A 24607-nucleotide genomic window follows, 5' to 3' on the forward strand; every position below is an offset into this window, starting at 1 on the left:
AAAATCCTGGCCAATTGAATTGGCCAGGATTTGATTTTTCAAGAGAAATTTTGAATTTCTCCTTTCTTCTGTTTTTTTGAATCAAAAAGGCTTAATCTGTAATCACAGCAGGAATATTTTTTTCCTTGAACTTCTCATTGAATGTCACGACATCTTTTTGAAGGATTTCTTCCAAGCTTAATTTATATGCCCTCCATTCATTTTCCAGATCTAAAAGCCTTGCTTTTACGGCTGCTGTCAGCCTTGGATCATGCACATCTACTGCAGATCGCAACTCAAAAAACTGAGCATTCAACTGGCTTGGAAAATTAATCACATCTTGAAAATTACTTTGTCTGGTCTCCACAATTTTACCTTCCCAATCATCAATTTTTTTGACTAGCTGGTTTCCAGATTCCAAAAGATCAGCATGGGCTACATGGCCTTTTAAAAGACCATTGATATGCACCACCTGTGCTTTTACTTTTCTTAATTCATTAACAGATTGGTGGATTTCGGTAAGTGTTGCAGCTGCTTTCTCTAGGAACTCCTGCTGAGCTACCCAATCCGAATCCGTAACATGCTTGAGGTTTGGATCTTGCTTAATTTCAAATTCCGTTTCTGAAGTTAAGCCATTGTAAAGTAAAACAGCTTTATATTTTCCTGGTTTGACCCGGTGACCACTGTAATCCCCGTACACAAAAGCATTGGGGATTTCTAAAAGAGTTTTACCTCTGAAATTCCAAGCAAATCGGTTGATGCCTTTTTGGGAGGGAAGTATTGGTTCAGGTGATGGCCCCCCTGAAAAAGCTTTAAAGTTTTCATCCTTTTGGTTGGAGAAAGTGCGGATATTCCTTCCATTACTGTCAAAGATCTCAAGCTTGACTGGTAAAGAATCTACTTTTTCGGGCAAGAAATAATCCAAAATGACCCCAGTCTTGGGATTTTCTCCAATACCTGGCGGCAAATCCATCCAAGATGGAACAAACCCTTCATATTTCACTGTGGTCTTTGGCTCAAAGAGTTGAAGACCTTGAAGATTACCCATGGATTGTTGGACTGAACTCAGATCATCCAAAATCCAAAATGACCTCCCTGCAGTGGAAATCACGAGGTCATTATCTGCTATAGCCATGTCAGTTACAGGAACTACTGGTAAGTTGAGCTGGAATTTGTTCCATCTTTGTCCTCCGTCAAAGGAGACATAAAATCCTCTCTCACTACCTGCATACAATAGTCCCTTTCTTTTTTTATCTTCCCTGATGACCTTGATAAAGTCATCTTTATCAATACCGTTGTTGATATTTGTCCATGTCTTCCCATAATCAGTAGTTTTATAGGCCATACTTTGGAATTCATTGAATTTGTACCGGGTGGCAGCTATATAAGCGGTGCTTTTATCATGAGGGGAAACCTCTATGGACTGTATCAAACTTTCAGCCAAACCTACAGGCGTAATGTTTTCCCAAGTTTGGCCTCCATCTTTGCTTAGGTGGACCAAACCACAATCGCTGCCCGTGTATATCACCCCCTCTTCATGTATTGACTCGATCACATAACTTAAGGTATTGTAGTTTTCTCCACCAGCTCCTTCATTCGTAATTGGCGCGCCTCCTGGACCTTGCTTGGAGGCTTCATTTCTTGTCAGGTCAGGACTCACCTCTTCCCAGCTAAAACCCCCATCAGTGGTTTTGAAAAGTACATTTGCCCCATGGTAGATGGTGTTGTAATTGTGCGGGGATGCAATGATAGGCGCATTCCAATTGAAACGGTACTTCATATCCTTTGGGTCATAAGCCAAAATATTGGCCGGATACTGCCTGATATCTTTGCTATGCAGGTTTTCTGTATCCAAGACATCAATCAAACCTTGATAGCACCCTCCGTACAAAAGTACCGGATTATCCGGGTCAAATGCTATGAATGCGCATTCACAGCCTGGTCCAATAAACCAATCCTTTTCTGTAAGTCCAATGTAATTGTTCCTACTGCTGATGACCACTGAGGTGTTGTCCTGCTGTCCTCCATAAACCCTGTAGGGAAATAAATTATCTACATTGACCCGATAAAACTGAGCAGTCGGCTGATTGTCCTGTGTAGACCAGCTTTTGCCACCATCAAAAGTAATTTCAGCTCCTCCATCATCGCCAAGAATCATGTTGGATGGATTAGCTGGATTGATCCATAGGTCATGTGTATCAATATGCCTGACAGGAACCACAGAAAAAGTTTTCCCTCCATCAATAGACTTAGTAAGAGGAGAATTAAGCACATAGACCACTTCAGCATTTTGTGGATCTGCCAAAACCTCCATATAATACCAGGACCGTGAAGTCAATAAGGGGTTATTGGTCATATGGGTCCAAGATTGACCGCCGTTATCAGAGCGGTAAACTCCGGCCACAGACTTTTCTGCCTCTACAATAGCATAAAGGCGATCAGAGTCAGCCCTAGAAACGCTCACTCCTATTTTACCCATTGATTTGGGCAGGCCGTTGATAATTTTTTCCCAATTTTCTCCTCCATCCACTGATTTCCAAATGGCACAACCTTCTCCACCACTTTGAACCTGCCACGGCAACCTCCTGTGCTCCCATGTTGCTGCGTAGAGAATTCTTGGGTTGTTATAATCCATACTCAAAGAAGAGGCCCCTGTATTCTCGTCAACATAAAGTGTCTTTTCCCATGTCATCCCTCCATCAGTACTTTTAAAAATGCCTCTTTCCTCACTAGGCCCATGCGCAGCACCTTGCGCAGCAACAAAAACGACATCAGGGTTTTGTGGGTGAATAACCACATCAGAAATATGTCTGGTCTTTTCCAAACCCATATGCTTCCAGCTTTTTCCTCCATCTAAGGATTTATAAATCCCATCTCCGTATGTGGTCATAACGCCCCTTATGGCATGTTCACCCATGCCCACATAGATGACGTTGGGATCAGATTCACTGATGGCAATATCTCCAACGGAACTGGTTTTGAAAAATCCGTCAGAAATATTGAACCAGGAAATCCCTGCATTTTCTGTTTTCCATAGCCCCCCTCCGGTATATCCTGCAAGATAAACTTCATCATTGCCTGGAAGGCCTGTAACGGCATTGGATCTACCTCCGCGGAATGGTCCAATGTTGCGCCACGTTAGTCCTTCATAAAGGGAGGCATCAAAATTGGTGGCTGTTGGATTGCTTAGCTTACTTTTTCCCCCTTGGGAAAAGGACGGCAAAGCAATGCCAAACATTAAGGCAAATAACAGTATCTTCTTCATTGTATATTTGGTTTCACTTGCTATAAATTTGGTGAAAATAACCAAATAAATTATCTAATTGAAGGGTAAAAGTTAATGTCAAAAAAGCATTGTTTGAATTATATTTCAAAATCCACTAGCAATTTCGCATCTTTGGCCTTTTCTTATTGTAACGTGAATTGAAAAATGGAAACCAAAACCAAAATTTTTGAAAACGCAAAATCATTGTTGGACGCCAAAGGATTGAAGGTGGTTGCAGAAGACCGAAATAGGCCATGGGGTGGATTTCTGGTAATCGATGAAGCACAGGCGGAAATATTTGCCGACACTTTTTTCCCGGAAGAAGATTTTCAAAAACTCAAGATCTCAGAAAAACTAAGTCCAAAAATTTTATTGGTAGCTCCTGAGAAAAGGTTAAGCTGGCAGTACCACTTTCGAAGAGCGGAAATCTGGCGCTGTATAGACGGGTCAGTGGCCGTAGCTACTAGTCTGACAGATAAAGAAAACCAAAGACATATCCTAAAAGTTGGGGACAAGATAAAATTACAACAAGGTGAAAGACACCGACTAATTGGTTTGAATGATTGGGGGATGGTAGCCGAAATCTGGCAACATACCGATGCCGAAAACCCTTCAGATGAAGATGATATTGTGAGGCTGCAGGATGATTTTGGAAGATAATTAGAGCTTTTTTGTTTCCTCCCAATACACATCCATCTCTGCTAAAGTCATCTCTCCAATCTTGCGCCCTGCTGACTTGGCTGCATTTTCCAAATATTGAAAGCGTTTGATAAACTTAAGATTAGTCCGCTCTAAAGCCTCTTCAGGATTAATTTCAATAAAACGAGCATAATTGATTAAGGAAAATAACAGGTCTCCAAATTCTGCTGTAGCCTTCTCTTTATCAATTGCGTCTTTCACAACATCGAACTCTTCTTTAAACTCCTTCATTTCTTCTTCTACCTTCTCCCAAACCTGGTTCTTTTCCTCCCAGTCAAATCCAACACCACGGGCCTTCTCCTGAATTCGCATGGCTTTGATCAGGGCAGGTAGAGATTTTGGTACACCACCAAGCACCGAAATGTTCCCTTTTTCCTGAAGCTTAATCTTTTCCCAGTTTTGTTTGACCGCTTCTTCATCTTTGACCTTGGTATCGCCATAGATATGTGGATGTCTTCTGATAAGTTTTTCGCAGAGGCTGTTGATTACATCACCCATATCAAAGGCCTTTTTTTCAGCACCTATCTTGGCATAAAATACAATATGCAGCAGGATGTCTCCGAGTTCTTTTTTGATTTCCTCAAGATCATTTTCTAAAATGGCGTCGGACAATTCAAAAGTCTCTTCTATCGTAAGATGTCTCAGACTTTCAATGGTCTGTTTTCTATCCCAAGGGCACTGTTCCCTTAATTCATCCATGATGGTCAATAGGCGGTCAAATGCTGCAAGCTGGGAGGATCTGGAATTTATATCAGCCATAAAAAGGGAAACTATTCTTTGTATGAGGACGTTTTGAAAGTATTACGTAAATTTGCGCAAATTAAATTGATATGACAACCTTGTATTTGACTTTAGCATTCCTTGCCCTGTTTTTCATTTTGATGTCTGTAAGGCTGATATTCCTAAAAAACGGGGAATTCAAAGGTACCTGTGCTTCACAGAATCCTTACCTTAACAAAGATGGAGGTACCTGTGGATACTGCGGCAAAACTGTAGATGCAAACTCCAGTTGTGGTAATCCCGAAAATGAAGTGGATAAGGTGATGTCCAAATTCAAGTAAAAAAAGTTGTTTCCTGTATCAGCAAGGATTTTTCAATTACTAACTAATTATTTTAAAAGTGGCGCTAATCAAATCTATCTCCGGAATCAGGGGAACAATCGGAGGCAAACCAGGAGAAGGGTTAACACCTGTAGATATTGTTAAATTTTCAGCAGCCTACGGATCTTGGGTGCTAAATCATACCCAAAACCCCAAAATAGTCATAGGGAGAGATGCCAGGATTTCGGGTGAAATTGTTTCCAAATTGGTAACTGCCACCCTTCAGGGTTTGGGTATTCATGTGATCGATCTGGGCCTCAGTACCACACCAACTGTAGAATTGGCAGTGCCTTTGGAAGATGCAGGAGGGGGAATCATCCTTACTGCCAGTCACAACCCAATCCAGTGGAATGCACTCAAGCTCCTCAATAATAAAGGAGAGTTCATATCAGATGCAGAAGGCAAAGCAATACTAGACAGCGCAGAAAAGGAAGATTTCACCTTCGCAGAAGTAAAAAAATTAGGGAAATACACCCTTATTGAAGATTATATTGACCGCCATGTAGCGCATGTACTGGGGCTGAAACTGGTAGATGCAGCTGCCATCAAGGCGAGAAAATTCAAAGTAGTAGTAGATGCTGTAAACTCTACAGGAGGTATTGCGGTACCCAAACTATTGAGGGCTCTTGGAGTAGAAGACATTGAAGAAATGTATTGCACTCCAAACGGACTATTCCCCCATAATCCTGAGCCATTGCCAGAAAACCTTCGGGATATTTCCGATAAGTTGGATAAAGGTAAATATGACTTGGGAATTGTAGTAGATCCCGATGTAGACAGGTTATGTTTCATGAACGAAGATGGTTCTCCCTTTGGAGAAGAGTATACTTTGGTAGCAGTGGCGGATTATGTGCTTTCACAAACACCAGGCAATACGGTTTCCAATTTAAGTTCTACCCGTGCCCTAAGGGATGTGACTGAAAAACGCGGAGGAGAATACCAAGCTGCTGCGGTAGGTGAAGTTAATGTGGTGAATAAAATGAAGGAAACCAATGCCGTGATCGGTGGAGAAGGTAATGGTGGAGTCATTTACCCAGAATCCCATTATGGAAGGGATGCATTGGTAGGCATAGGATTGTTTTTAACCCATTTAGCTAAATCCGGGAAGAATATTTCCATGCTCAGGGCATCATATCCAAATTACCATATTTCTAAAAACAAAATCGAATTGACACCTGAAATCGATGTGGATAGGATTTTAGAGGCCATTAAAAGGAAATACAGTAAGCAACCCATCAATGATATTGATGGCGTAAAAATTGAATTTGAAAAGGAATGGGTGCATTTAAGAAAATCAAATACAGAACCCATCATTAGAATTTACTCCGAATCAGAAACAAAAGCAACAGCAGAACATCTTGCTTCTAAAATAATCCTGGACATCAAAGAAGTGATTTCAGGTTCCTAAAAATTGAATAGCTGATAGGAAGTAATTAGATTTGGGTGAATAAAGCAACTCAGCAAAAACCTAAAAATGAGAGTATATTTAGATAATGCCGCTACTACAGCCATGGATGATAGGGTGATTGAAGCAATGCTCCCCTATATGAAGCTGCACTACGGTAACCCATCCTCTGTGCATAGTCACGGTAGACAAGTCCGCTCTGCGATTGAAAAGGCAAGAAAAAAAGTGGCAGAATTACTGAATGCATCTCCATCAGAAATTTTTTTCACCTCAGGAGGAACCGAAGCGGATAATACGGCTATTGTCTGTGGGATAGCGACTTATGGGATTAAACATGCCATTACCTCACCCATTGAGCATCATGCTGTATTACATACTTTAGAAGAATGTGCCAAAAAAGGCAGTGTTAAACTCAGCTTGCTTGATGTCAACACTAAAGGAGAAGTTGACCTGGGCCAATTAGAGGAACTACTTCAAGCCAATCCCAATAGCTTGGTTTCGTTGATGCACGCCAATAATGAGATAGGAAATATCAATGACCTGATGGCAATTGGGGAACTTACAAGATCGTATGGGGCTTTTTTTCACTCGGATACGGTACAAACAATAGGTCATTATGTACATGATCTAAAAACCTTACCCCTTGATTCTCTTGTCGCAGGAGGACATAAGTTTCATGGTCCCAAAGGTTCCGGATTTTTATATGTAAAAAAAGACAGGAAAATCCATCCATTTATTTACGGAGGTGCCCAAGAGCGTAACATGCGGGGAGGTACTGAAAATGTGATCGGTATTGTTGGCGTTGCAAAAGCCTTGGAAATTGCCTATGAAGATATGAATGGTCATAGGACACATGTAGAAGCCTTAAAAAAGAGGTTTATGGGATTACTGAAGGAAAATATTCCAGGGGTTGAATTCAATGGACTTTCTGCAGATTTAGGAAAAAGCCTTTATACCCTACTCAATGTAAGTTTGCCGCCCTCAGAAGAGAATAGGGGAATGCTTTTATTCAATCTAGACCTGAATGGCATTTCTGCCTCAGGAGGTTCAGCATGTAGCAGTGGGGCCACGGTAGGTTCCCATGTACTTCGTGCCTTGGGACATGACCCCGAAAGGGAATCCGTTAGGTTTTCGTTTAGCAGATTCAATACCAATGAAGAGATAGATTATACTGTTGAAAAATTACGGGAGTTATACGGTGTATCTGTTTAGTACATCCAATTTGACTATTTTTCTGGTATCGCCTTTTATTTGAGCTTGGGTTTAGAAATGCAGGTCACTCCCAGGTAATTATCATAAGTCGGGGAATTCACCAATACGGGGAATCCTTATTGATAATGTTGAATAAGAAGAAGAAGGCGATAACTTTTCAATATGAAGTCAGAAAATTCCCTATTGTCCAATCTAAAGTAAGAAATAGAACCCTCTGTGATACTCAAAGATTCATTTCTATTGCTTTTTTCACCAATTCCACCGCCGAACTGACTCCAAGCTTTTGATGGATTTTTTTGCGATGAGATTCTACGGTATGCTGGCTTAAACTCAACATTTCAGCAATTTCCTTATTTAGATTACCATCCTTGATCAATCGTAAAATTTCTAACTCCCTCCTCGATAGTTTGAAACGTTCTTTAAAGTGATCAGGGTATTTGCCATCATCCTGTTGAAAAAGTAATTTCTGGTAGCCTTGAATATAACTTCCCTCATGCACTTCCCGGATGGTATAAATTAATTCGTCAGGATCTGAACCTTTCAAAACATAGGCATCAGCTCCTAGCTTCAGGCATTTCTCATAGATTTCTTTGTCATCATACATGGAAAGTACGATAACCTTGGTGTCGGGAAGGTTTTTCTTTACAGCAGCCACTACCCCCATACCGTCCATTATTGGCATGTTCATATCGGTAAGCACCACATCTACCGCTTTGTTTTGTAAAAAATTGATGAGTTCTACGCCATTGTTAAACACACCTTTAATTACAAAGTCATCTTCTTCTTCCAAAAGACTCTCTATGCCCTTTGCAAACATCTTGTGGTCATCAGCCAGTGCGATATGAATCATTTAATTTGGGGGTGATCGGAATTCAATGTCAAAATATAAGTCAAGGATTCGATATTGGCAAGGATAGTTTGATTTCTGTTCCATTTCCTGGTTCAGATTCTATTTCAAATACTCCCCCTATAGCGGTCATTCGATTCTTCAGATTATACATACCAGATCCACTACTATCCTCAGAAGTATCAAAACCAACACCGTCGTCTCTCATATAAATGACAAATTGATCCTTATTTGTTGCCATATGAAAGCTGATTGCTTGAGGATTGGCATGTTTGATGGCATTGTTCAGGCATTCCTGAATGGTTCTGATAAGAATAATTTTTTTGTCTTTATCCAATTGAACTTCCTCTCCATTTTTGTCAAATACCGTTTTACAAAAGCCAGCACTCTCTAGTTTCTCCAACTCATTCTGTATAAAATTCTCTAAAGTGATGGATTCTACCCAATCCAGGTTTAAGGATTTGGACAATGTCCTCACTTCTTTGATAATTTGATTGAGCATGGACTTTCCTTCAGATACTTTTTCGGGTTTGGAACTTGCCAAATTCATTTTGGCCAAAGAAAGGAGTTGACCGATATTATCATGGAGTTCCCTCCCAACATTCGTAAGGGTATTTTCCCTGATTTCTTTCTCAGCATTGATGATGGTTTTTTCGTACTCTGCTCGCACTGCTGCCAGTTTTTGTTGATTTTGTAGCTGCTTTTGCCGGTGTACAATCACCATGGTCACCATAAATGAGCCCATCAATAGCATCAATACAAAACCCAACAAAACGATGTAGAAAACTTCCGTTCCAGAATTATCCATGCCAAAGAAACCTATAATTGGATGATTTGACTAAAAATACACATTTTTATACTACTTATCCTGAAAATGCAAATAGAACCAGTATATATATATAAATTAATGCCCATTTTTTAAAAATGGACTCTAATAAAAAAAGAAATGGCAGCAATACTTAAACAAGGGTACTTAAGCTAGCAAATGACCTTAACTACTTGGAAGTTTTTTAAATTGAATCAGGTGGCCTACAATGAGGGGGGCAAAGTTTCCCTGCATTTTGAACTGATTCGTCACCGCTACTTTTATGTTTAGATTCTTGAGCAAATAAGTCGAAAATCCCATCTTTATCTTCGTTGGCAGCTGAGAGAGCTACAGAAATTTTACCTATATATTCCTCTTTGTCCAATCTGTCCTCTGGAATTAAATAAATATTTTCCCTACTGTATTGGCCAAAATAAATTTTAATTCCCCCAGTACTCGGATCTGTCATATCCAAAAGTTTTTGGATGGTTTCCCGATCAAAAAACACCCATTGGGATTGTTCTGTAACCAAATGGCCACACTTGTCAATCGCCGGCAACCCTTTCTGCACATGTTTTTGATAGGGCTTGATAAATCTTTTTAAATCATCTTTGGTCATTATTGCGAGGGTTTAAAAATTAAAACTATTTCTAAAATAATCTATTTTTGTCTATAATAAAATTTTTCTTCCAAATACGGCAGATAATATGCAAGTCCCATCATACAATACATTAATACACTTAAAATCAATAGGATATTCCCCAGTATACTTACCGCTGAGTAATCTAATTTTATCAACAAATGCATAGAAGTGAAATATAAAAAAGAAGAAGAATAAAAGAAAAGAATAAAACTCACAGCCCAAAATTGGGGAATAAAAATCAATCTGTCTTCCTTGTATTTATCTCTAAAAATAATTTGATAAAAAAACCAAAAGCATGATATAATAACTAGAAAGGCAGACAATACATAAGCGTAAGATTGAAATACAGTATTGATATTTTGGAAAAAAATGGAATTGATAACTACCCAAATGCTAAGTGTGAAAATGCTTGTCCAAAGGAATTTTGAATAAGATTTTCTATTTAGTATGACAGAAAAATAAAATAAGAACAAAATGGTTTCAAAATAAATAAATCCAAGGTTATACAATAAGGTATTATTGATTCCATTATAAGCCAAGTAAGCTCCTAATCCTTCGATAATTGTTCCAAAAAAAATAATGAATAAATTGATAAAATACCCCTTATCTAATTTAAAACCAAATAAGTAAGGGGCTGTCCCTATGAGTAAGGCTCCAAAAATTATATAATTATACCATGTTAATCCTATTCCCAACTTAAGTAAGTTAAATAGATTGTTTGAGGAACTAATCTATAATATTTAATGAAATATAAGAAAGTATTATTATTCTTAAGATAGAAATTCATGGTTGGAATATTATTTATGCCAAAGGCAACTTATTTGAAGTAAAACTGGGAAAAAGAAAAGCTAACCCAAAGGTGACATACATCAAGCCAGCGATTATCTGATTGACTGAAAAAAGAAACGTAACATTATCAAGGACGAAAGAAGGGTAAAATTGGTAGCTTCCAAACAAACACAAAGCCTCTAAGTAAAATATTATAACAACCCAAGAAATCCAAAAATGAGGCAATCGGATAAGGTTTTTCTGAGCGTAAACTTTCATTTGCATTACTCGAATGAGGAATCTTATAGCCAAAAATAAGATCAGAAGCGCAAATGGTAAAAAGCTGAAAAATTGGAATTCCAAAGTTATCGGCTGAAATAAATAGCTATTGATGAATCCCCAAAGGATAAATAACCCACAAAATATCCAAACTTTCTTTTTGAATTGGAGACTCGTTTCAATCAAAGAAAAATAATAGATAAGCATGAAAGATTCTAAGAAGATAAAGCCAAAGTTATATAAGGCTGAATTGTTGATCCCTCTCGAGGCAGTATAATTCCCGATACTTTCTAAAACCAAAACCCATAAAAGTATGAATACTATGACTTTCTGTATAAATCTTTCCCTACCCGAATTTTTTCTAAGGGAAATCAGAGAAATCACGATCCCTAGGCTAATTGATAATTGATAAAAGCTCCCGAACATCTACTATTCTTTAGCCAGTAAAATTAAGTACAATTAAAAACCAAAAAATCCCCTGTACAGGGGATTTTTTGGTTTTAAACTGGAACATTTCAACTGAATATGGCATCCAGCTTTTAATTCTATATAGTTTTATTGATTAAACGGCCTTTTTACCAGCTGATTCTTGGGCTACTTCAGAAGCCAATTCTCTCTTCATCAAATCCACTACCACAGGAGTCGCAATGTAAATGGATGAATATGTACCAATCAGGACACCGATCAAAAGGGCAAAAGAGAATCCTCTCAATACCTCACCGCCGAAAATCAATAATACCAAGACCACAATTAGTGTAGTAGCTGAGGTAATCAAAGTTCTTGCCATGGTCTGATTGATGGCATCGTTGAACATTTTCACCAACTTTGAAGTGCCTCTATTTTCAATATTTTCCCTGATACGGTCAAAGACAATCACGGTATCATTGATAGAATAACCAACTACAGTCAACACTGCAGCAATAAATACCTGATCTATTTCAAAAGTAGCTCCCAATGCAGAGGCGATGGCAAAGGCAGCGATCACGAAGAACACGTCATGTACCAAGGCAATGATTGAACCAAGAGAGAACTGCCACTTACGGAATCTCAACAAGATATACAAGAAAATTGCCACCAAGGCAAAAAACATAGCTTCGGCAGAAGACTTCTTGATATCATCGGCCACAGTCGCACCTACCTTGGAAGACCCTGTAATCGCAAACTCAGAATCTGAAAGATTCGCAGCATCTAAACCGAAACTCAAACCAGTAACAGAAGCAATACCTTCAATAACCCTTCTTTCCACCTCTGCATTAGAGTCATCATCATCTTCATTGATTAGATAAGAGGTGGTTACTTTCATGACGTTATTGGCACCATAAGTTTTCACTTCCACTGAACCATCAAATTCACTGTCTAAGCCAATCTTCAAGTCTGTGGCTGTAACAGGCTGTGCAAATTGCACAATGTATGACCTTCCACCTGTAAAGTCTACACCAAACTTCAAACCGTTGACTGCTGCTATACCCAAGCCAATAACAATGATGGATGTGGAAATTAAATAAGCCACCCTTCTTTTACCTAGGAAATCAATGTTCAATTGGCTCAAAACATTCTTAGCAAAAGGAGTTGCAAATGATATTTTGCTTCTCTCTCCTTTTTTGGTCATCCAAGTTACAATCACTCTTGTGATAAATACAGCTGAGAAAAAGGAAGAAGCGATACCTATCATCAAAACAATCGCAAATCCTTTTACAGGTCCTTGCCCGAGTGCATACAAAATGGCACCGGTAAGGAAAGTAGTGACATTGGAGTCCAAAATGGCCGAAAAGGCTTTGTTATACCCTTCATTGATGGCAGCAAGAATGCCTGCACCGTTCCTGAGCTCTTCTTTAATCCGTTCAAAAATCAAAACGTTGGCATCTATCGACATTCCTATGGTCAATACGATACCTGCAATACCAGGTAGTGTCAAAGCCGCACCCAGCTGTGCCAAAATACCAAGTATAAAGAAGATGTTGAATACCAGCGCAGCAATAGCCACAAATCCACCTTCAGAATAATAAGCGATCATAAACATAACCACCAATATCAAACCGGCCAGCATGGATATGATCCCTTGTCTTTGCGCTTCTTTACCCAAAGTCGGGCCAATAATAGCCTCTTCTACAATCTTTGTTGGTGCCGGCAAGGATCCTGACTTCAGAATATTGGCCAAATCTTTTGCCTCCTCAATAGTAAAGTTCCCTGTGATCTCAGATTGACCGGATGGGATTTCACTTTGTACAACCGGAGCCGTATAAACGAAATCGTCCAGCACCACAGCAATTCTTCTTCCAATACTCTCAGATGTGAGTTTTCTCCACTTTCTAGCTCCCTCAGCATTCATTTGCATGCTTACAGCCGGTCTGGAAGTCTGATCCAAAGTCTGTCTGGCATCTGTGATTACATCTCCTTCTAATGGAGCCTGATCACTTGCTCTATTGTATCTGATAGCAAATAATTCCAACAATTCCATATTGTCTACTACCTGAGGCTTAACAGACCATAAGAATTTGATGTTTCTCGGTAAAAGTGACCTGACATCTTCTCTTGCCATAATCCTGTTTATAGCAACAGTGTCTCTGATTTCATAGATCAGACCCTGCCCTTTTGTCAAAGAAAACAAGGCAGAAATTTCTGTTGAATCGTCATCCAAAGTGCCTTCTGCCAGCTGTCTTTCAAGATCAGTAGCTTCATCTATTCCCAAATCATCTGTATCCTCGGAAGACTGACCTTTCACGGCCCTTGCTTCCTCAACCAACAAGCGGTTTACGTCTTCTAACTCTGCAAAAAACTCATTGAGTTCTGCTACTTCCCAAAACTGAAGTTTGGCAACTCCTTGTAATAAATTCCTCACCCTTTCGGCATTGCTTACGCCTGGAAGCTCGATCTGAATTCTGCCTGTTCCTTGGATTCTTTGAATATTAGGCTGGGAAGTACCAAATCTGTCTACCCTGGTCCTAAGAATATTGAAAGAACGTTCAATCGCGTTCTCCACCTCTGTGTCAATGATTTTAAGAATATCCGCATCTGAGGTTTCCAAAGAAATCCTTCCACGATTGGCTGCCGTGGCGAAAATTTCACTCAACTTTCTACCGGAAGCGTTTTGTTGCCAGGCTGAATAAAAGAGGTTTACAAATTTCTCATTGGTGGTTTTTGCTGCTTCTGTAGCCTGTTCTATGGACGCATTGAAGACTCCATCCTTGCTGTTACCGGACAAGCCCTTCACAATTTCTATTGGAGATACTTCCAATGTAACATGCATACCTCCCTGAAGGTCAAGCCCTAACCCTAACTCGGTTTCCTTGATTTCTTTGTACGTGAATTTTGCACCAAGAAAGTTATATACCGGTTCCCTGTAAATGGAGTCCAGATAAGCCTGTTTCCTGTCAAAATCCACATTACCCAATTGATCTGTGGCGAAGGCCGTTGCCTGACCTTCAACTTTGTTTGATACAAGTGTGAATGATAAATAATACAAACACAAAGCTGTGATGATTACTGTCAAAAACACTACGACACCTTTGTTACGCATGATATTTAAGTTTATATGATTTTTAATGAATAGAATTGACGTTCCATGACTAATAAGCCTGGATAGGTTTTTAGGAAAAAATCAAATACTCAGGGGGCGTTGGTGGAAATGATCCGCTCAAATAGAATCTCCCAAAAAGGTAAATTGTAGGGTAAATTAAAATCCAATAAGAAAGTTACAGGATTCTCAAATTTTATATTTTCATAGATGAGATAAAATACCTGCTGGGCCAATACTGTAACAAATGGGACTACTGCATCTACTGCAATGCTTAAAAAAGTTTCTGTCTCAGTTTGACTTTCGGGTAGTTTCTGAACCTCCTTTTGATTTTCCGACTGCTGTTGCAAGACGGTGAGGTGTTCAGCACTAGAAATCAACATACAGAAAAAGATTACCAGTACCAGCGTGGCACGCTGTTTCCAGTTAGCAATATTTCTTCTGTTTTTCTTCATGGGTGGCAAATATAGGAAGAATTATAGATTCAACCAGTAAGTCTTTAAAAAAACTGTTATTTGATTTACTTCAAACAAAGTATTCATTATCAGTTGATTATTCCATTCTCATCCTCAAATATGTACGAATTAAGTCCAAAGCCCTATCAAAGCTCTTGTTGTTTGGAATAATTAGGTCGGCATCATGCTTAAAGGGCTCAATGTATTTTTCATAGGTCGGCATTACATGCATTTCATACCGATAAAGTACATCATCCAGATCATATCCGCGCTCTACCTTATCCCGAACAATTCTCCTTTTCAACTTGATATACTCTTTGGCGTCAATAAAAATCTTTAGATCCAGTAAGTCTGCCAACTCTGGGTAATAAAGTACAAAAATCCCCTCCACAACTACTACAGGAGCAGGTGCAAATTCCAACATCTTGGGCTTTTTATTGGGATTATTGAAGGTGTACTCCTGTCTGTACACAGTCTCTCCATTCCCTATTTTCCGGATATCTTCTGCGTATTGTTCAAAATCAATAGAGTTGGGCGTATCAAAATTATGCACTCCCTTCTCATCAATTGGTTGCAGATGTCTGGGCCTATAATAATTGTCCTGGGAAATCAAACATACCTGACCGGGTTCGAAGGTGTGCAGCAACTTGTCCAAAAAAAGGGTTTTGCCCGAAGCACTCCCTCCGGTAATCCCAACGATGAATGGTTTCTTCATGGGAGACAAATTTAAAAATTATTTTAGAAATCTAGCTAAGGCCTGCACAGCCTTTCCCCTGTGACTGATTTGGTTTTTTTCTGTTATACTCAATTCCGCAAAAGTTTTGTCATAGCCTATTGGTCTAAATAACGGGTCATAACCAAAACCTCCTGAACCCGATTTTTCACTCAAAATCTCCCCCTCTGCAATACCTTCAAAAGCATGCTCCTTTCCTCCATGTATCAGGGCTATTACTGTTCGGAACCTTGCCTTTCTATTGGATTGATCATTCATTTCTTTAATCAGCTTTTGTATATTCCTTTCATCTGACCTTGGTTCGCCCGCATATCTTCCGGAATATACACCGGGAGCACCGCTCAATGCTTCTACTTCCAATCCTGTATCATCCGCAAAACAGTCGACTCCATATTTTTCATAAACATACCTCGCTTTCTGGAAAGCGTTGTGGTCCAAAGTGTTCCCTGTTTCCGGCAGTTCCTCATTACAGCCAATTTCCGCCAACGACAGTATGGTAAAGTTAGAACCCAAGGCAGCCTTTACTTCTTCAATTTTCTTGGAATTATTCGTGGCAAAGCAAATCTTCATAAGTCATTTGAGTTGTTAAAATTGCGCTTATACAGATAAAGTATGATCAGCTATGGCAAGTCTGTTTCAGAAATGCCTCTTTGGGGTAAATCATAATTCTGTTATGAGTAGATATGCAAATTTAAGCAATATGAAGTAAAAATTATCCTTCAAAATACTTCCCTTTAAGCATTAAAAAATCCTCCGGTTTCTCGGAGGATTAGATTTAAGTGATCAAAATCAAAACCAGAAGGATGATGATGATCGCGCCAACGGATAAATAAACTCCACCGCCTAAATCTCTTGCTTCTTGCTTTATTTCCTTTAACTCATTTCTTACAGCTTTTTTCTCAGCCTTTTCCATGGCAGAAAAATCCATAGCTTTGATTTCGTCTACTCGAAATTCAATCTCTACTAAACGCGCTTTTTCTTCTTCGCTCAACTCTGGTTTGTCCTTCTTTGCCATGGCGCTGGGTGTAAATGCCACAAACAAAAAAACCATGGAAAAAAAACACATTAACTTTTTCATAATTCATTTTTTTTAATGGAACATACATTAAACAGTTCTGGCCAAAACTACCAGAAAAAAGCAATTTAACAATAATCAGGCCGATTACCGTTTTTTCTTCTTATGTTTTCCTTTTATTGGGGTTCTAAACCATTTTTGGAGATACCTTTCCATTATAATTTGTAATTTAGCTTTTTGTCAGAATTGGCGTTGATTTAACAGATTTCACATTTACTTATTACTATATGTCTTCCAAAGGAGATAAAAAGCTTTTTTTGCTAGATGCAATGGCTCTGATATACAGAGCACATTTTGCTTTCAGTAAAAATCCAAGAATTAATTCTAAAGGCCTGAATACAGGCATTATGATGGGGTTCACCAATACCTTGTTGGAGGTATTGGAAAAACAGAAACCATCACATATAGCGGTAGCCTTTGATACCAAGGCCCCTACTTTTCGGCACATACAGTTTGAAGCATACAAAGCAAATCGACAGGAACAACCCGAAGACATTGAAATAGGCATTCCCTGGGTCAAACAGATTGTTGAAGCCTTCAATATTCCTGTTTTGGAATTGGATGGCTATGAAGCAGATGACATTATTGGAACTATTGCCAAAAAAGCGGAGCGGACCAGTTTTGTCGTGTACATGATGACTCCTGACAAGGATTATGGCCAATTGGTGGAAGACCATATTTTCCTCTACAAACCTGCTTTTATGGGGAATGCGGTGGACATTATGGGGCCTAAAGAGGTCTGCGCCAAGTGGGATATAGAAAATGTAGATCAGGTAAGAGATATCCTAGGCCTTATGGGTGATGCAGTGGATAATATTCCCGGAATTCCCGGAATTGGAGAAAAAACAGCAGTAAAGCTACTCAAGGAGTATGGTTCAGTGGAGGGTTTGCTTCAGAATACAGACAAATTGAAGGGCAAGCAAAAAGAAAATGTGGAAAACTTTAGCCAACAAGGGCTCTTATCAAAAGAACTGGCAACCATCAATATTGAAGTCCCAGTAGATTTTGATGAGGAAGCTTTGAGGTATGATGGCCCAGATGAAGAGAAACTAAAGGCACTTTTTGCAGAATTAGAATTCCGGACTTTGACACAAAGGGTTTTTGGGGAAAAAATGAAGAAACCACAGGTAAAAGTTTCCGAGCAACTTGGCCTCTTTACAGGTGTTGACGAAACGGAGATAGAAGTAGAGGATGTCATTGATTCGCCAATCCCTGAACCCGTTCTTCACGATAGTATTTTGACCACAGCACAGGATTATCATAAGGTTGCAGGAGAAGAAGCCATCAAAGAACTTATCCACTATCTGGAATTACAGGATGAGTTCTGTTTTGATACAGAGACTACTTCTCTCAATCCCAACGAAGCAGAACTGGTAGGAATTTCTTTTGCCTATATACCGGGTGAAGCATTTTATGTCCCTTTCCCTGCCGACCAAAATAAGGCCAAAATACAACTAGAACTTTTCCGCGCAATATTTGAAAATGAAAATATCACCAAGATAGGACAAAATGTGAAGTACGACATGCTGGTCCTGATGAACTATGGCCTCAAAGTAAAAGGTAAATTTTACGATACCATGCTGGCCCATTACCTTATTGAACCGGAAGGGAAGCATTCCATGGACTGGCTGGCCCAGCAATACTTGAATTACAAGCCTGTTTCCATAGAATCCCTTATCGGCAAAAAGGGTAAAAACCAAGGTAATATGCGGGATGTGGATGTAGATGAAGTGGTAGCTTATGCCGCTGAAGACGCAGACATTACCTTAAAACTGAAACAAAAATTCGACCCTATCATCAAATCCAATGGATTAGAAAAATTACTTCATGAGGTGGAAAATCCGCTCATTGAAGTCCTCGCAGAAATGGAATTTGAAGGGGTACGTATCGATACTGAAAGTTTGGCGGAGCTTTCCGGCATATTAGAAGAAGAAAGCAAGGCCATTGAAAAAAGAGTATATGAACTGGCCGGAGTACAGTTTAATTTGGCTTCGCCCAAGCAGCTTGGAGATGTACTGTTTCTCAAGTTAAAACTTGATCCAAAAGCCAAAAAAACCAAAACCGGACAGTTTGCGACAGGAGAAGAAGTACTGAGTAAACTGGCAGGAGAGCATGAAATAGCGCAGGCAATTTTGGATTATAGGCAGATGGTTAAACTAAAATCTACCTATGTAGATGCCCTGCCTACCATGATCAATCCAAAGACTGGAAGGGTGCATACCACCTATAACCAGTTTGTCGCGGCTACCGGTAGACTTTCCTCCATCAATCCCAACTTACAGAATATACCTATTCGAACTGAAAGAGGAAGGGAAATCAGAAAGGCTTTTGTAGCAAGAGATGAAGACCATGTATTACTTGCTGTAGATTATTCACAGATAGAATTACGGATCATGGCGGAATTCTCCAAAGATGCATCCATGCTGGAAGCATTTAAAAATGGAAGGGATATTCATGCAACTACAGCGGCCAAAATTTTCCAGGTCTCCTTAGAAGATGTTACTTCAGACATGAGGAGAAAGGCAAAAACAGCAAACTTTGGCATCATTTATGGAATTTCTGCCTTTGGCCTTTCTCAAAGATTGAACATCTCAAGAACAGAAGCCAAAGAAATCATAGATGCTTACTTTAAGGAATTCCCTGCCGTCAAAGATTATATGGATGACTGCATTGCAAAAGCCAGGAAAAATGAATTCGTAGAAACCATTCTGGGAAGAAGACGGTATCTCAGGGATATCAACAGTAGGAATGTAACCATGCGGGGCTTTGCTGAACGCAACGCCATCAATGCACCAATTCAGGGATCTGCTGCCGATATGATAAAAATAGCCATGATCAATGTGCACCAGTGGATGAAAAAAGAAAAACTAAAATCCAAAATGATCCTACAAGTGCACGATGAATTGGTTTTTGATGCCCATAAGGATGAGCTTGAACTACTACAAAAAGAAATCCCTAAACTAATGTCCTCTGCAGTCAGATTGGAAGTACCTGTTATCGCAGAAACCGGAACAGGAGAGAACTGGCTGGAAGCACATTGATGTATAGGTTTAATATTGATTCCAAATGGTTAAAGTAAAAACCTCTTTTTTTTGTCAAAACTGTGGGGCACAAAGTCCAAAATGGATTGGTAAATGCCCTGCATGTGGGGAATGGAACACTTATGTGGAAGAAGTAATTCAAAAAGAAGATGCCGGAAGGGGTACATGGAAACAAGGTGGTCCTAAGTCAAAAAGAGCAGCAGTTCCCAAAAAACTTCAGGAGGTCAATTTTGAGGAACAGCCAAGGACAGTAACCCGTGATTTGGAACTGGACAGGGTCTTAGGTGGGGGAATTGTCCCAGGCTCTTTGGTTCTGATCGGAGGTGAACCTGGAATTGGAAAATCAACTTTAATGCTCCAGATAGCCTTAATGCTTTCCCAAAAAAAGGTGCTTTATGTATCGGGAGAGGAAAGTGAGTCCCAGATCAAAATGAGGGCTGAAAGGATGAATTTTGAATCAGAAAACTGCTATGTACTATCCGAAACCAATACCCAAAATATTTTTGAACAGATCGAAGCATTGCAACCCAATATATTGGTAATAGACTCGATTCAAACCTTGCACAGCAAACATGTGGAATCAGCTGCAGGCTCTGTATCCCAGGTAAGGGAATGTACAGCAGAACTGATGCGTTTTGCGAAAGAAACCAGCACTCCTGTATTTTTGATAGGGCATATTACCAAAGATGGAGCCATAGCAGGACCAAAGGTTTTAGAACATATGGTAGACACTGTATTGCAGTTTGAGGGAGACAGGCATCTCTCCTACCGCATTCTAAGAACATCCAAGAACCGGTTTGGGTCTACCAATGAACTTGGAATTTATGAAATGCGGGCAGATGGATTGCGTCCTGTGGCCAATCCATCTGAAATCCTACTTACACAAAGAGAAGAGTTGTTAAATGGAGTAGCAATCGGTGCCATGCTAGAGGGCAACAGGCCCCTATTGATCGAATTGCAATCCTTAGTAAGTCCTGCTACTTATGGTACACCTCAGCGAAGCAGCACTGGTTTTGATGCCAAAAGACTGAACATGCTATTGGCAGTACTTGAAAAAAGAGGTGGAATGCGCTTGGGGCAACAGGATGTTTTTCTCAACGTAGCAGGAGGAATGCGGGTGGATGATCCTGCTTTGGATCTTGCGGTATGCGCTTCTTTAATATCCTCTTATGAAGATAATCCTGTTCCTGAAGACCTTTGCTTTGCCGGTGAGATAGGTCTTGGGGGAGAAATCAGGGCCGTACACCGCATAGAAAATAGGATTGCAGAGGCAGAAAAACTGGGGTTTAAGCGCATCATGGTATCCAAGTATGCCATTAAAGGATTGGACGTGGATAAATATAAAATCAAGATTTTGGCAGTAAGCAAAATGGAAGAAATGTATCAGGTAATTTTTGCAGGATAAATGAAAACCTACCAAAAAACAATACATCTGCCTGCATTTCCCAGAGGCTTTCATTTGATCACTGAAAAGCTACTGGTTGAATTCCCTGAAATAAAAAATATCGAAACCGGAATTTTCCACGTATTTATCCAGCATACATCTGCAGGGCTGACTATCAATGAAAATGCAGATCCTACGGTCAGGAAGGATTTTGAAACTTTCATCAATGACCTGATACCGGAACATTATAATAAATTCATCCATGATTACGAAGGTTCGGATGATATGCCTGCCCACATCAAAAGCAGTTTTTTTGGAAGTTCTGTCCAAATTCCCATTCAAAACGGGCGTCTTCTGTTGGGTACCTGGCAAGGAATCTACCTGTGTGAGTTTCGGAATTATGGGGGATCAAGAAAATTAATTTTAAGTGCTTTTGGGAATTGAAAAAATTTAATTTTTAATTTTTAAGAGATGACATGAGAATTTTGCCTTTGGTATAAAATAGAGTGAATCTTTGGACTTATATGCCAAAATTGTTGGGCTAATTTATCCTATATATGAGGTTTTTGTCTATTCTTTTTTTCCTGCTTTCTACCATATTTGCCTTCGGACAAGGGGAAACAAGATATAAATATCCTCCACTGATTGCAGATAAAACAGAGGCACAAATAACACTGGACGGCGTCTTGGATGAAGAAATCTGGGAATCAGATGAATGGGCTACCGACTTCTTCCAATTTTTCCCTTCAGATACCTCGCTTGCCAATGCGCAGACCAAAGTAAGAATAGTATTTGATGATAAATTTCTGTACATCGCTGCAGTAATGTACAATTTGGGTCCCAGAGACCGCTATGTCAGCACTTCTTTAAGAAGGGATTACAGGGGTGAGCAAAATGATGGGATCAGCTTTGTAATTGATACCTTTAACGATAATACCAATGCATTTCAGTTTGGCGTCAACCCCTATGGTGTTCAAAGAGAATCACTTATAGCGAATGGAGGAATGCTGCCAACAGACCTCAATTTGGCTTGGGACAACAAGTGGTATTCAGCTGCCAAAATCTATGAAGACCATTGGATAGTAGAAGTAGCTATTCCGTTTTCAACTTTACGTTATAACGACAAAGCCATCAATTGGAATATTAATTTTTATAGAATCGATTCTGAATACAATGAAAGAAGTACCTGGACACCTATTCCTAGAAATTTTTCGATAATTTCTCTGGCCTTTTCAAGAAAACTAATCTTTACCGAACCTCTTAAAAAAGAAAGTTCGAATGTTTCCATTATTCCTTATGCGGCAGTTGCCACTGATAGGAATTTTCTGGAGGGTACTTCCAATCCTATGCGGCCTACATTTGGAGGAGATGCCAAAGTTGGGGTTGGACCAGCACTCAATTTAGACCTCACCATTAATCCGGACTTTTCCCAGGTGGAAGTGGATGAACAGGTGACCAATTTGGACCGCTTTGAAATATTTTTTCCAGAGAGAAGACAGTTTTTTCTCGAAAATGCAGACTTATTTGCAGATTTCGGAACAAGGAATGTGCGGCCATTCTTTTCCAGAAGGATAGGAGTAGACAGGGATGAAAACACGGGACAAAATGTGCAGAACCAGATATTATTTGGAAGCAGATTAAGCGGGAAACTAGGGGAAGACTGGAGGATAGGCCTTATGAATATGCAAACTGCCACGGATACCGAACGAGGAATTTCCGGCAAAAATTTCACTGTGGCCGCAATGCAGAAAAAAGTATTCTCCAGGTCCAACGTAGGAATGATAATGATCAATAGGGAAAGCCTTAATCCAAGGGGAGAGCTATCCCTTTTTGATCCATCTGATTTTAATCGTTTGGTGGGAATAGATTATAATTTGGCCTCTGAGGACAATAGGTGGACTGGAAAGTTCTTTTATCACCGTACTTTTGAAGAAGGAAATCCGGCAAATAGTGGTGCCCTCCATGGGCAATTGAACTACAATGACCTACACATAAGTTCCAGCTTGTCCTTTTCAGATATTGGTGAAAATTTTGACCCAAAAGTGGGCTTCACTCCAAGAAACGACTATAAGCGAATAGCAGGTGGCTTCGCCTATCAGTTTTTCCCTCAATCTACTTTGATCAATAGACATGGGCCTGGGTTTGAATCTGAAATTTTATGGAATGAGCGATTAGGAGTTACAGATGAGCTTCATTCTCTATTTTATGAATTCCAATTTCAATCATTATCAAGATTTGCTCTCACGTTTAATAACAGATATACTTATCTATTTGCTCCCTTTGACCCAACCAGGACCGGCGGTGAAGCGCTACTTGAAGGCACTGATTACCGGAATACTTTTTTGGGATTCAGGTATATAGGTAACCCAAGGCAGGTTCTTTTCTTCACCTTCCGTGGAGAAATTGGGGAATATTTTACAGGGAATATCAAGACTTTACAAGGAGCCATGAACTGGAGACTGGGATACCTTGCAAACATTTCTATGAACTTCAGCTATAACAATATCAGGTTGCCCGAACCACAAAATTCGGCTGATTTGTTTTTAATTGGCCCCAGAATAGACCTGACATTTACCAAAGACCTCTTCTGGACAACTTTTTTCCAATACAATAATCAAATTGACAATATCAACATCAATACGCGCTTACAATGGCGCTACGCACCGGTATCTGATTTTTTTGTGGTATATACTGACAATTATTTCCCCAGTACTTTTGCCCCAAAACAAAGGGCTTTGATTATGAAGCTAAATTATTGGTTCAATATATGATCAGTCCAATTGGTTTTGTGAAAATTCAATAAAAAAGTAAATCACAGGTACAAATAACAACAGAGGAAATACTACAATATACCATTTAGGAATCCCCGTACCAAACCCTGATCCACTATGGAAGGAAAAAAATTCTATGGAAAGAAAAATAATAATTAGCATAAACTTCATCCATCTCCATAATTTTTGATTGATCTCTTTTAGTTTTTCTTTCTTTTCTTCATCATTCTGAATCAAAAAGTTATCATAATTCTTTTTGGTATTGTAAGCTGTTATACCCACATATAAAATCGTAGCTATGATTGGGATAGTGTATGTCATTTTACTTGCCCAATATTCACTGGGATTTTGAAAAAAATCATAGCCCTCAGGCATCAAATCTGCCCCCAAATGCTGGAAATGGTACACCATTATCCACAAGGTAACCAAAGCAGAAATAGAGAGTATCTCTATAATTTTATCCCAAAAGGGCAATGTCAAAATAGGAATATATTTTTTAGGCCAATCCATACAATGAACTCAAATTCATACTGGTAAAACTCATCGCAAAAATAGCCTTAATTCGTAGAAACATTCAAACCGCTAATAATTCTTATAATTATTTTTTATAAAATTATTTATAAAACTTTATA

20 protein-coding genes are annotated in these 24607 nt (G+C 39.4%); 8 read left to right on the forward strand and 12 right to left on the reverse strand.

What is annotated here, in order from left to right:
* Positions 1 to 91: 91 nt before the first annotated feature.
* Positions 92 to 3244, reverse strand: a complete 3153-nt coding sequence (locus QZT73_RS13930; protein WP_291783663.1) for a glycosyl hydrolase — start codon at positions 3242 to 3244, stop codon at positions 92 to 94.
* A 165-nt stretch (positions 3245 to 3409) separates the two neighbouring features.
* Here QZT73_RS13930 and QZT73_RS13935 point away from each other — a divergent pair, with 165 nt between their 5' ends.
* Complete coding sequence (locus tag QZT73_RS13935; RefSeq protein WP_291783659.1) at positions 3410 to 3904, forward strand: phosphoheptose isomerase; 495 nt, start codon at positions 3410 to 3412, stop codon at positions 3902 to 3904.
* Here the strand turns inward: QZT73_RS13935 and mazG are convergent, their stop codons facing one another.
* Complete coding sequence (gene mazG / locus QZT73_RS13940) at positions 3905 to 4702, reverse strand: nucleoside triphosphate pyrophosphohydrolase (RefSeq protein WP_291788763.1); 798 nt, start codon at positions 4700 to 4702, stop codon at positions 3905 to 3907. It lies immediately after the preceding gene.
* 71 nt (positions 4703 to 4773) lie between these two features.
* Here mazG and QZT73_RS13945 point away from each other — a divergent pair, with 71 nt between their 5' ends.
* The 3 genes from QZT73_RS13945 (at position 4774) to QZT73_RS13955 (ending at position 7660) form a co-directional block, all read left to right on the forward strand.
* Positions 4774 to 5004 carry a hypothetical protein gene (locus QZT73_RS13945; protein WP_291783655.1) on the forward strand — a complete coding sequence of 77 codons (231 nt, stop codon included), beginning with the start codon at positions 4774 to 4776 and terminating at the stop codon, positions 5002 to 5004.
* A gap of 58 nt (positions 5005 to 5062) precedes the next feature.
* Positions 5063 to 6451: a phosphoglucosamine mutase gene (gene glmM / locus QZT73_RS13950; protein WP_291783652.1), complete on the forward strand. Its 1389-nt coding sequence runs from the start codon at positions 5063 to 5065 to the stop codon at positions 6449 to 6451.
* Between the two features lie 66 nt (positions 6452 to 6517).
* Positions 6518 to 7660 (forward strand): cysteine desulfurase family protein, encoded by a 1143-nt coding sequence (locus QZT73_RS13955; RefSeq protein ID WP_291783649.1) that lies wholly within the window; start codon positions 6518 to 6520, stop codon positions 7658 to 7660.
* Positions 7661 to 7883: 223 nt separating this feature from the next.
* Here QZT73_RS13955 and QZT73_RS13960 read toward each other — a convergent pair whose 3' ends face one another.
* The 9 genes from QZT73_RS13960 to QZT73_RS14000 form a co-directional block, all read right to left on the reverse strand.
* The gene (locus QZT73_RS13960) at positions 7884 to 8510 is read right to left on the reverse strand and encodes a response regulator transcription factor (protein ID WP_291788766.1); all 627 of its coding nucleotides are present in this window, start codon (positions 8508 to 8510) and stop codon (positions 7884 to 7886) included.
* 40 nt (positions 8511 to 8550) lie between these two features.
* The gene (locus QZT73_RS13965; RefSeq protein WP_291783644.1) at positions 8551 to 9315 is read right to left on the reverse strand and encodes an ATP-binding protein; all 765 of its coding nucleotides are present in this window, start codon (positions 9313 to 9315) and stop codon (positions 8551 to 8553) included.
* A 202-nt stretch (positions 9316 to 9517) separates the two neighbouring features.
* On the reverse strand, positions 9518 to 9931 hold the full coding sequence (locus tag QZT73_RS13970; RefSeq protein WP_291783641.1) for a hypothetical protein: 414 nt from the start codon (positions 9929 to 9931) through the stop codon (positions 9518 to 9520).
* Between the two features lie 41 nt (positions 9932 to 9972).
* Positions 9973 to 10650 (reverse strand): hypothetical protein, encoded by a 678-nt coding sequence (locus tag QZT73_RS13975; RefSeq protein ID WP_291788769.1) that lies wholly within the window; start codon positions 10648 to 10650, stop codon positions 9973 to 9975.
* A 914-nt stretch (positions 10651 to 11564) separates the two neighbouring features.
* Positions 11565 to 14519, reverse strand: coding sequence for a protein translocase subunit SecDF (secDF, locus tag QZT73_RS13980; protein WP_291788772.1), 2955 nt, complete (start codon positions 14517 to 14519; stop codon positions 11565 to 11567).
* Between the two features lie 89 nt (positions 14520 to 14608).
* Entirely contained in the window at positions 14609 to 14971 is a 363-nt protein-coding gene (locus QZT73_RS13985; protein WP_291785403.1) for a hypothetical protein, read from the reverse strand.
* A 97-nt stretch (positions 14972 to 15068) separates the two neighbouring features.
* Positions 15069 to 15686, reverse strand: coding sequence for a uridine kinase (gene udk / locus QZT73_RS13990; protein WP_291785405.1), 618 nt, complete (start codon positions 15684 to 15686; stop codon positions 15069 to 15071).
* Positions 15687 to 15704: 18 nt separating this feature from the next.
* A complete protein-coding gene (locus tag QZT73_RS13995; protein WP_291785407.1) occupies positions 15705 to 16274 on the reverse strand; it encodes a non-canonical purine NTP diphosphatase in 570 nt (189 codons plus the stop codon).
* A gap of 205 nt (positions 16275 to 16479) precedes the next feature.
* Positions 16480 to 16782 carry a hypothetical protein gene (locus QZT73_RS14000; RefSeq protein WP_291785410.1) on the reverse strand — a complete coding sequence of 101 codons (303 nt, stop codon included), beginning with the start codon at positions 16780 to 16782 and terminating at the stop codon, positions 16480 to 16482.
* 224 nt (positions 16783 to 17006) lie between these two features.
* Between QZT73_RS14000 and polA the strand changes: the two genes are divergently transcribed.
* The 4 genes from polA to QZT73_RS14020 all read left to right on the forward strand — a co-directional run bounded on the left by polA (position 17007) and on the right by QZT73_RS14020 (position 23975).
* Positions 17007 to 19820 (forward strand): DNA polymerase I, encoded by a 2814-nt coding sequence (gene polA, locus QZT73_RS14005; protein WP_291788775.1) that lies wholly within the window; start codon positions 17007 to 17009, stop codon positions 19818 to 19820.
* Between the two features lie 25 nt (positions 19821 to 19845).
* Positions 19846 to 21225, forward strand: coding sequence for a DNA repair protein RadA (radA, locus tag QZT73_RS14010; RefSeq protein ID WP_291785414.1), 1380 nt, complete (start codon positions 19846 to 19848; stop codon positions 21223 to 21225).
* Positions 21226 to 21648, forward strand: coding sequence for a secondary thiamine-phosphate synthase enzyme YjbQ (locus tag QZT73_RS14015; RefSeq protein WP_291788777.1), 423 nt, complete (start codon positions 21226 to 21228; stop codon positions 21646 to 21648).
* 113 nt (positions 21649 to 21761) lie between these two features.
* Positions 21762 to 23975, forward strand: coding sequence for a DUF5916 domain-containing protein (locus tag QZT73_RS14020; protein ID WP_291788778.1), 2214 nt, complete (start codon positions 21762 to 21764; stop codon positions 23973 to 23975).
* Here the strand turns inward: QZT73_RS14020 and QZT73_RS14025 are convergent, their stop codons facing one another.
* Entirely contained in the window at positions 23976 to 24485 is a 510-nt protein-coding gene (locus QZT73_RS14025) for a hypothetical protein (RefSeq protein ID WP_291788779.1), read from the reverse strand.
* Positions 24486 to 24607 lie beyond the last annotated feature (122 nt).

The organism is Cecembia sp. (genome assembly GCF_007126775.1).
Classification (GTDB): domain Bacteria; phylum Bacteroidota; class Bacteroidia; order Cytophagales; family Cyclobacteriaceae; genus Cecembia.

Excerpts from the sequence above, each read along its gene's own strand:
- QZT73_RS13930 (WP_291783663.1), bottom strand. The coding sequence starts at position 3,244 with ATGAAGAAGATACTGTTATTTGCCTTAATGTTTGGCATTGCTTTGCCG.
- QZT73_RS13935 (WP_291783659.1), top strand. The coding sequence starts at position 3,410 with ATGGAAACCAAAACCAAAATTTTTGAAAACGCAAAATCATTGTTGGAC.
- mazG (WP_291788763.1), bottom strand. The coding sequence starts at position 4,702 with ATGGCTGATATAAATTCCAGATCCTCCCAGCTTGCAGCATTTGACCGC.
- QZT73_RS13945 (WP_291783655.1), top strand. The coding sequence starts at position 4,774 with ATGACAACCTTGTATTTGACTTTAGCATTCCTTGCCCTGTTTTTCATT.
- QZT73_RS13955 (WP_291783649.1), top strand. The coding sequence starts at position 6,518 with ATGAGAGTATATTTAGATAATGCCGCTACTACAGCCATGGATGATAGG.
- QZT73_RS13960 (WP_291788766.1), bottom strand. The coding sequence starts at position 8,510 with ATGATTCATATCGCACTGGCTGATGACCACAAGATGTTTGCAAAGGGC.
- QZT73_RS13965 (WP_291783644.1), bottom strand. The coding sequence starts at position 9,315 with ATGGATAATTCTGGAACGGAAGTTTTCTACATCGTTTTGTTGGGTTTT.
- QZT73_RS13970 (WP_291783641.1), bottom strand. The coding sequence starts at position 9,931 with ATGACCAAAGATGATTTAAAAAGATTTATCAAGCCCTATCAAAAACAT.
- secDF (WP_291788772.1), bottom strand. The coding sequence starts at position 14,519 with ATGCGTAACAAAGGTGTCGTAGTGTTTTTGACAGTAATCATCACAGCT.
- QZT73_RS13985 (WP_291785403.1), bottom strand. The coding sequence starts at position 14,971 with ATGAAGAAAAACAGAAGAAATATTGCTAACTGGAAACAGCGTGCCACG.
- udk (WP_291785405.1), bottom strand. The coding sequence starts at position 15,686 with ATGAAGAAACCATTCATCGTTGGGATTACCGGAGGGAGTGCTTCGGGC.
- QZT73_RS13995 (WP_291785407.1), bottom strand. The coding sequence starts at position 16,274 with ATGAAGATTTGCTTTGCCACGAATAATTCCAAGAAAATTGAAGAAGTA.
- QZT73_RS14000 (WP_291785410.1), bottom strand. The coding sequence starts at position 16,782 with ATGAAAAAGTTAATGTGTTTTTTTTCCATGGTTTTTTTGTTTGTGGCA.
- polA (WP_291788775.1), top strand. The coding sequence starts at position 17,007 with ATGTCTTCCAAAGGAGATAAAAAGCTTTTTTTGCTAGATGCAATGGCT.
- radA (WP_291785414.1), top strand. The coding sequence starts at position 19,846 with ATGGTTAAAGTAAAAACCTCTTTTTTTTGTCAAAACTGTGGGGCACAA.
- QZT73_RS14015 (WP_291788777.1), top strand. The coding sequence starts at position 21,226 with ATGAAAACCTACCAAAAAACAATACATCTGCCTGCATTTCCCAGAGGC.
- QZT73_RS14020 (WP_291788778.1), top strand. The coding sequence starts at position 21,762 with ATGAGGTTTTTGTCTATTCTTTTTTTCCTGCTTTCTACCATATTTGCC.
- QZT73_RS14025 (WP_291788779.1), bottom strand. The coding sequence starts at position 24,485 with ATGGATTGGCCTAAAAAATATATTCCTATTTTGACATTGCCCTTTTGG.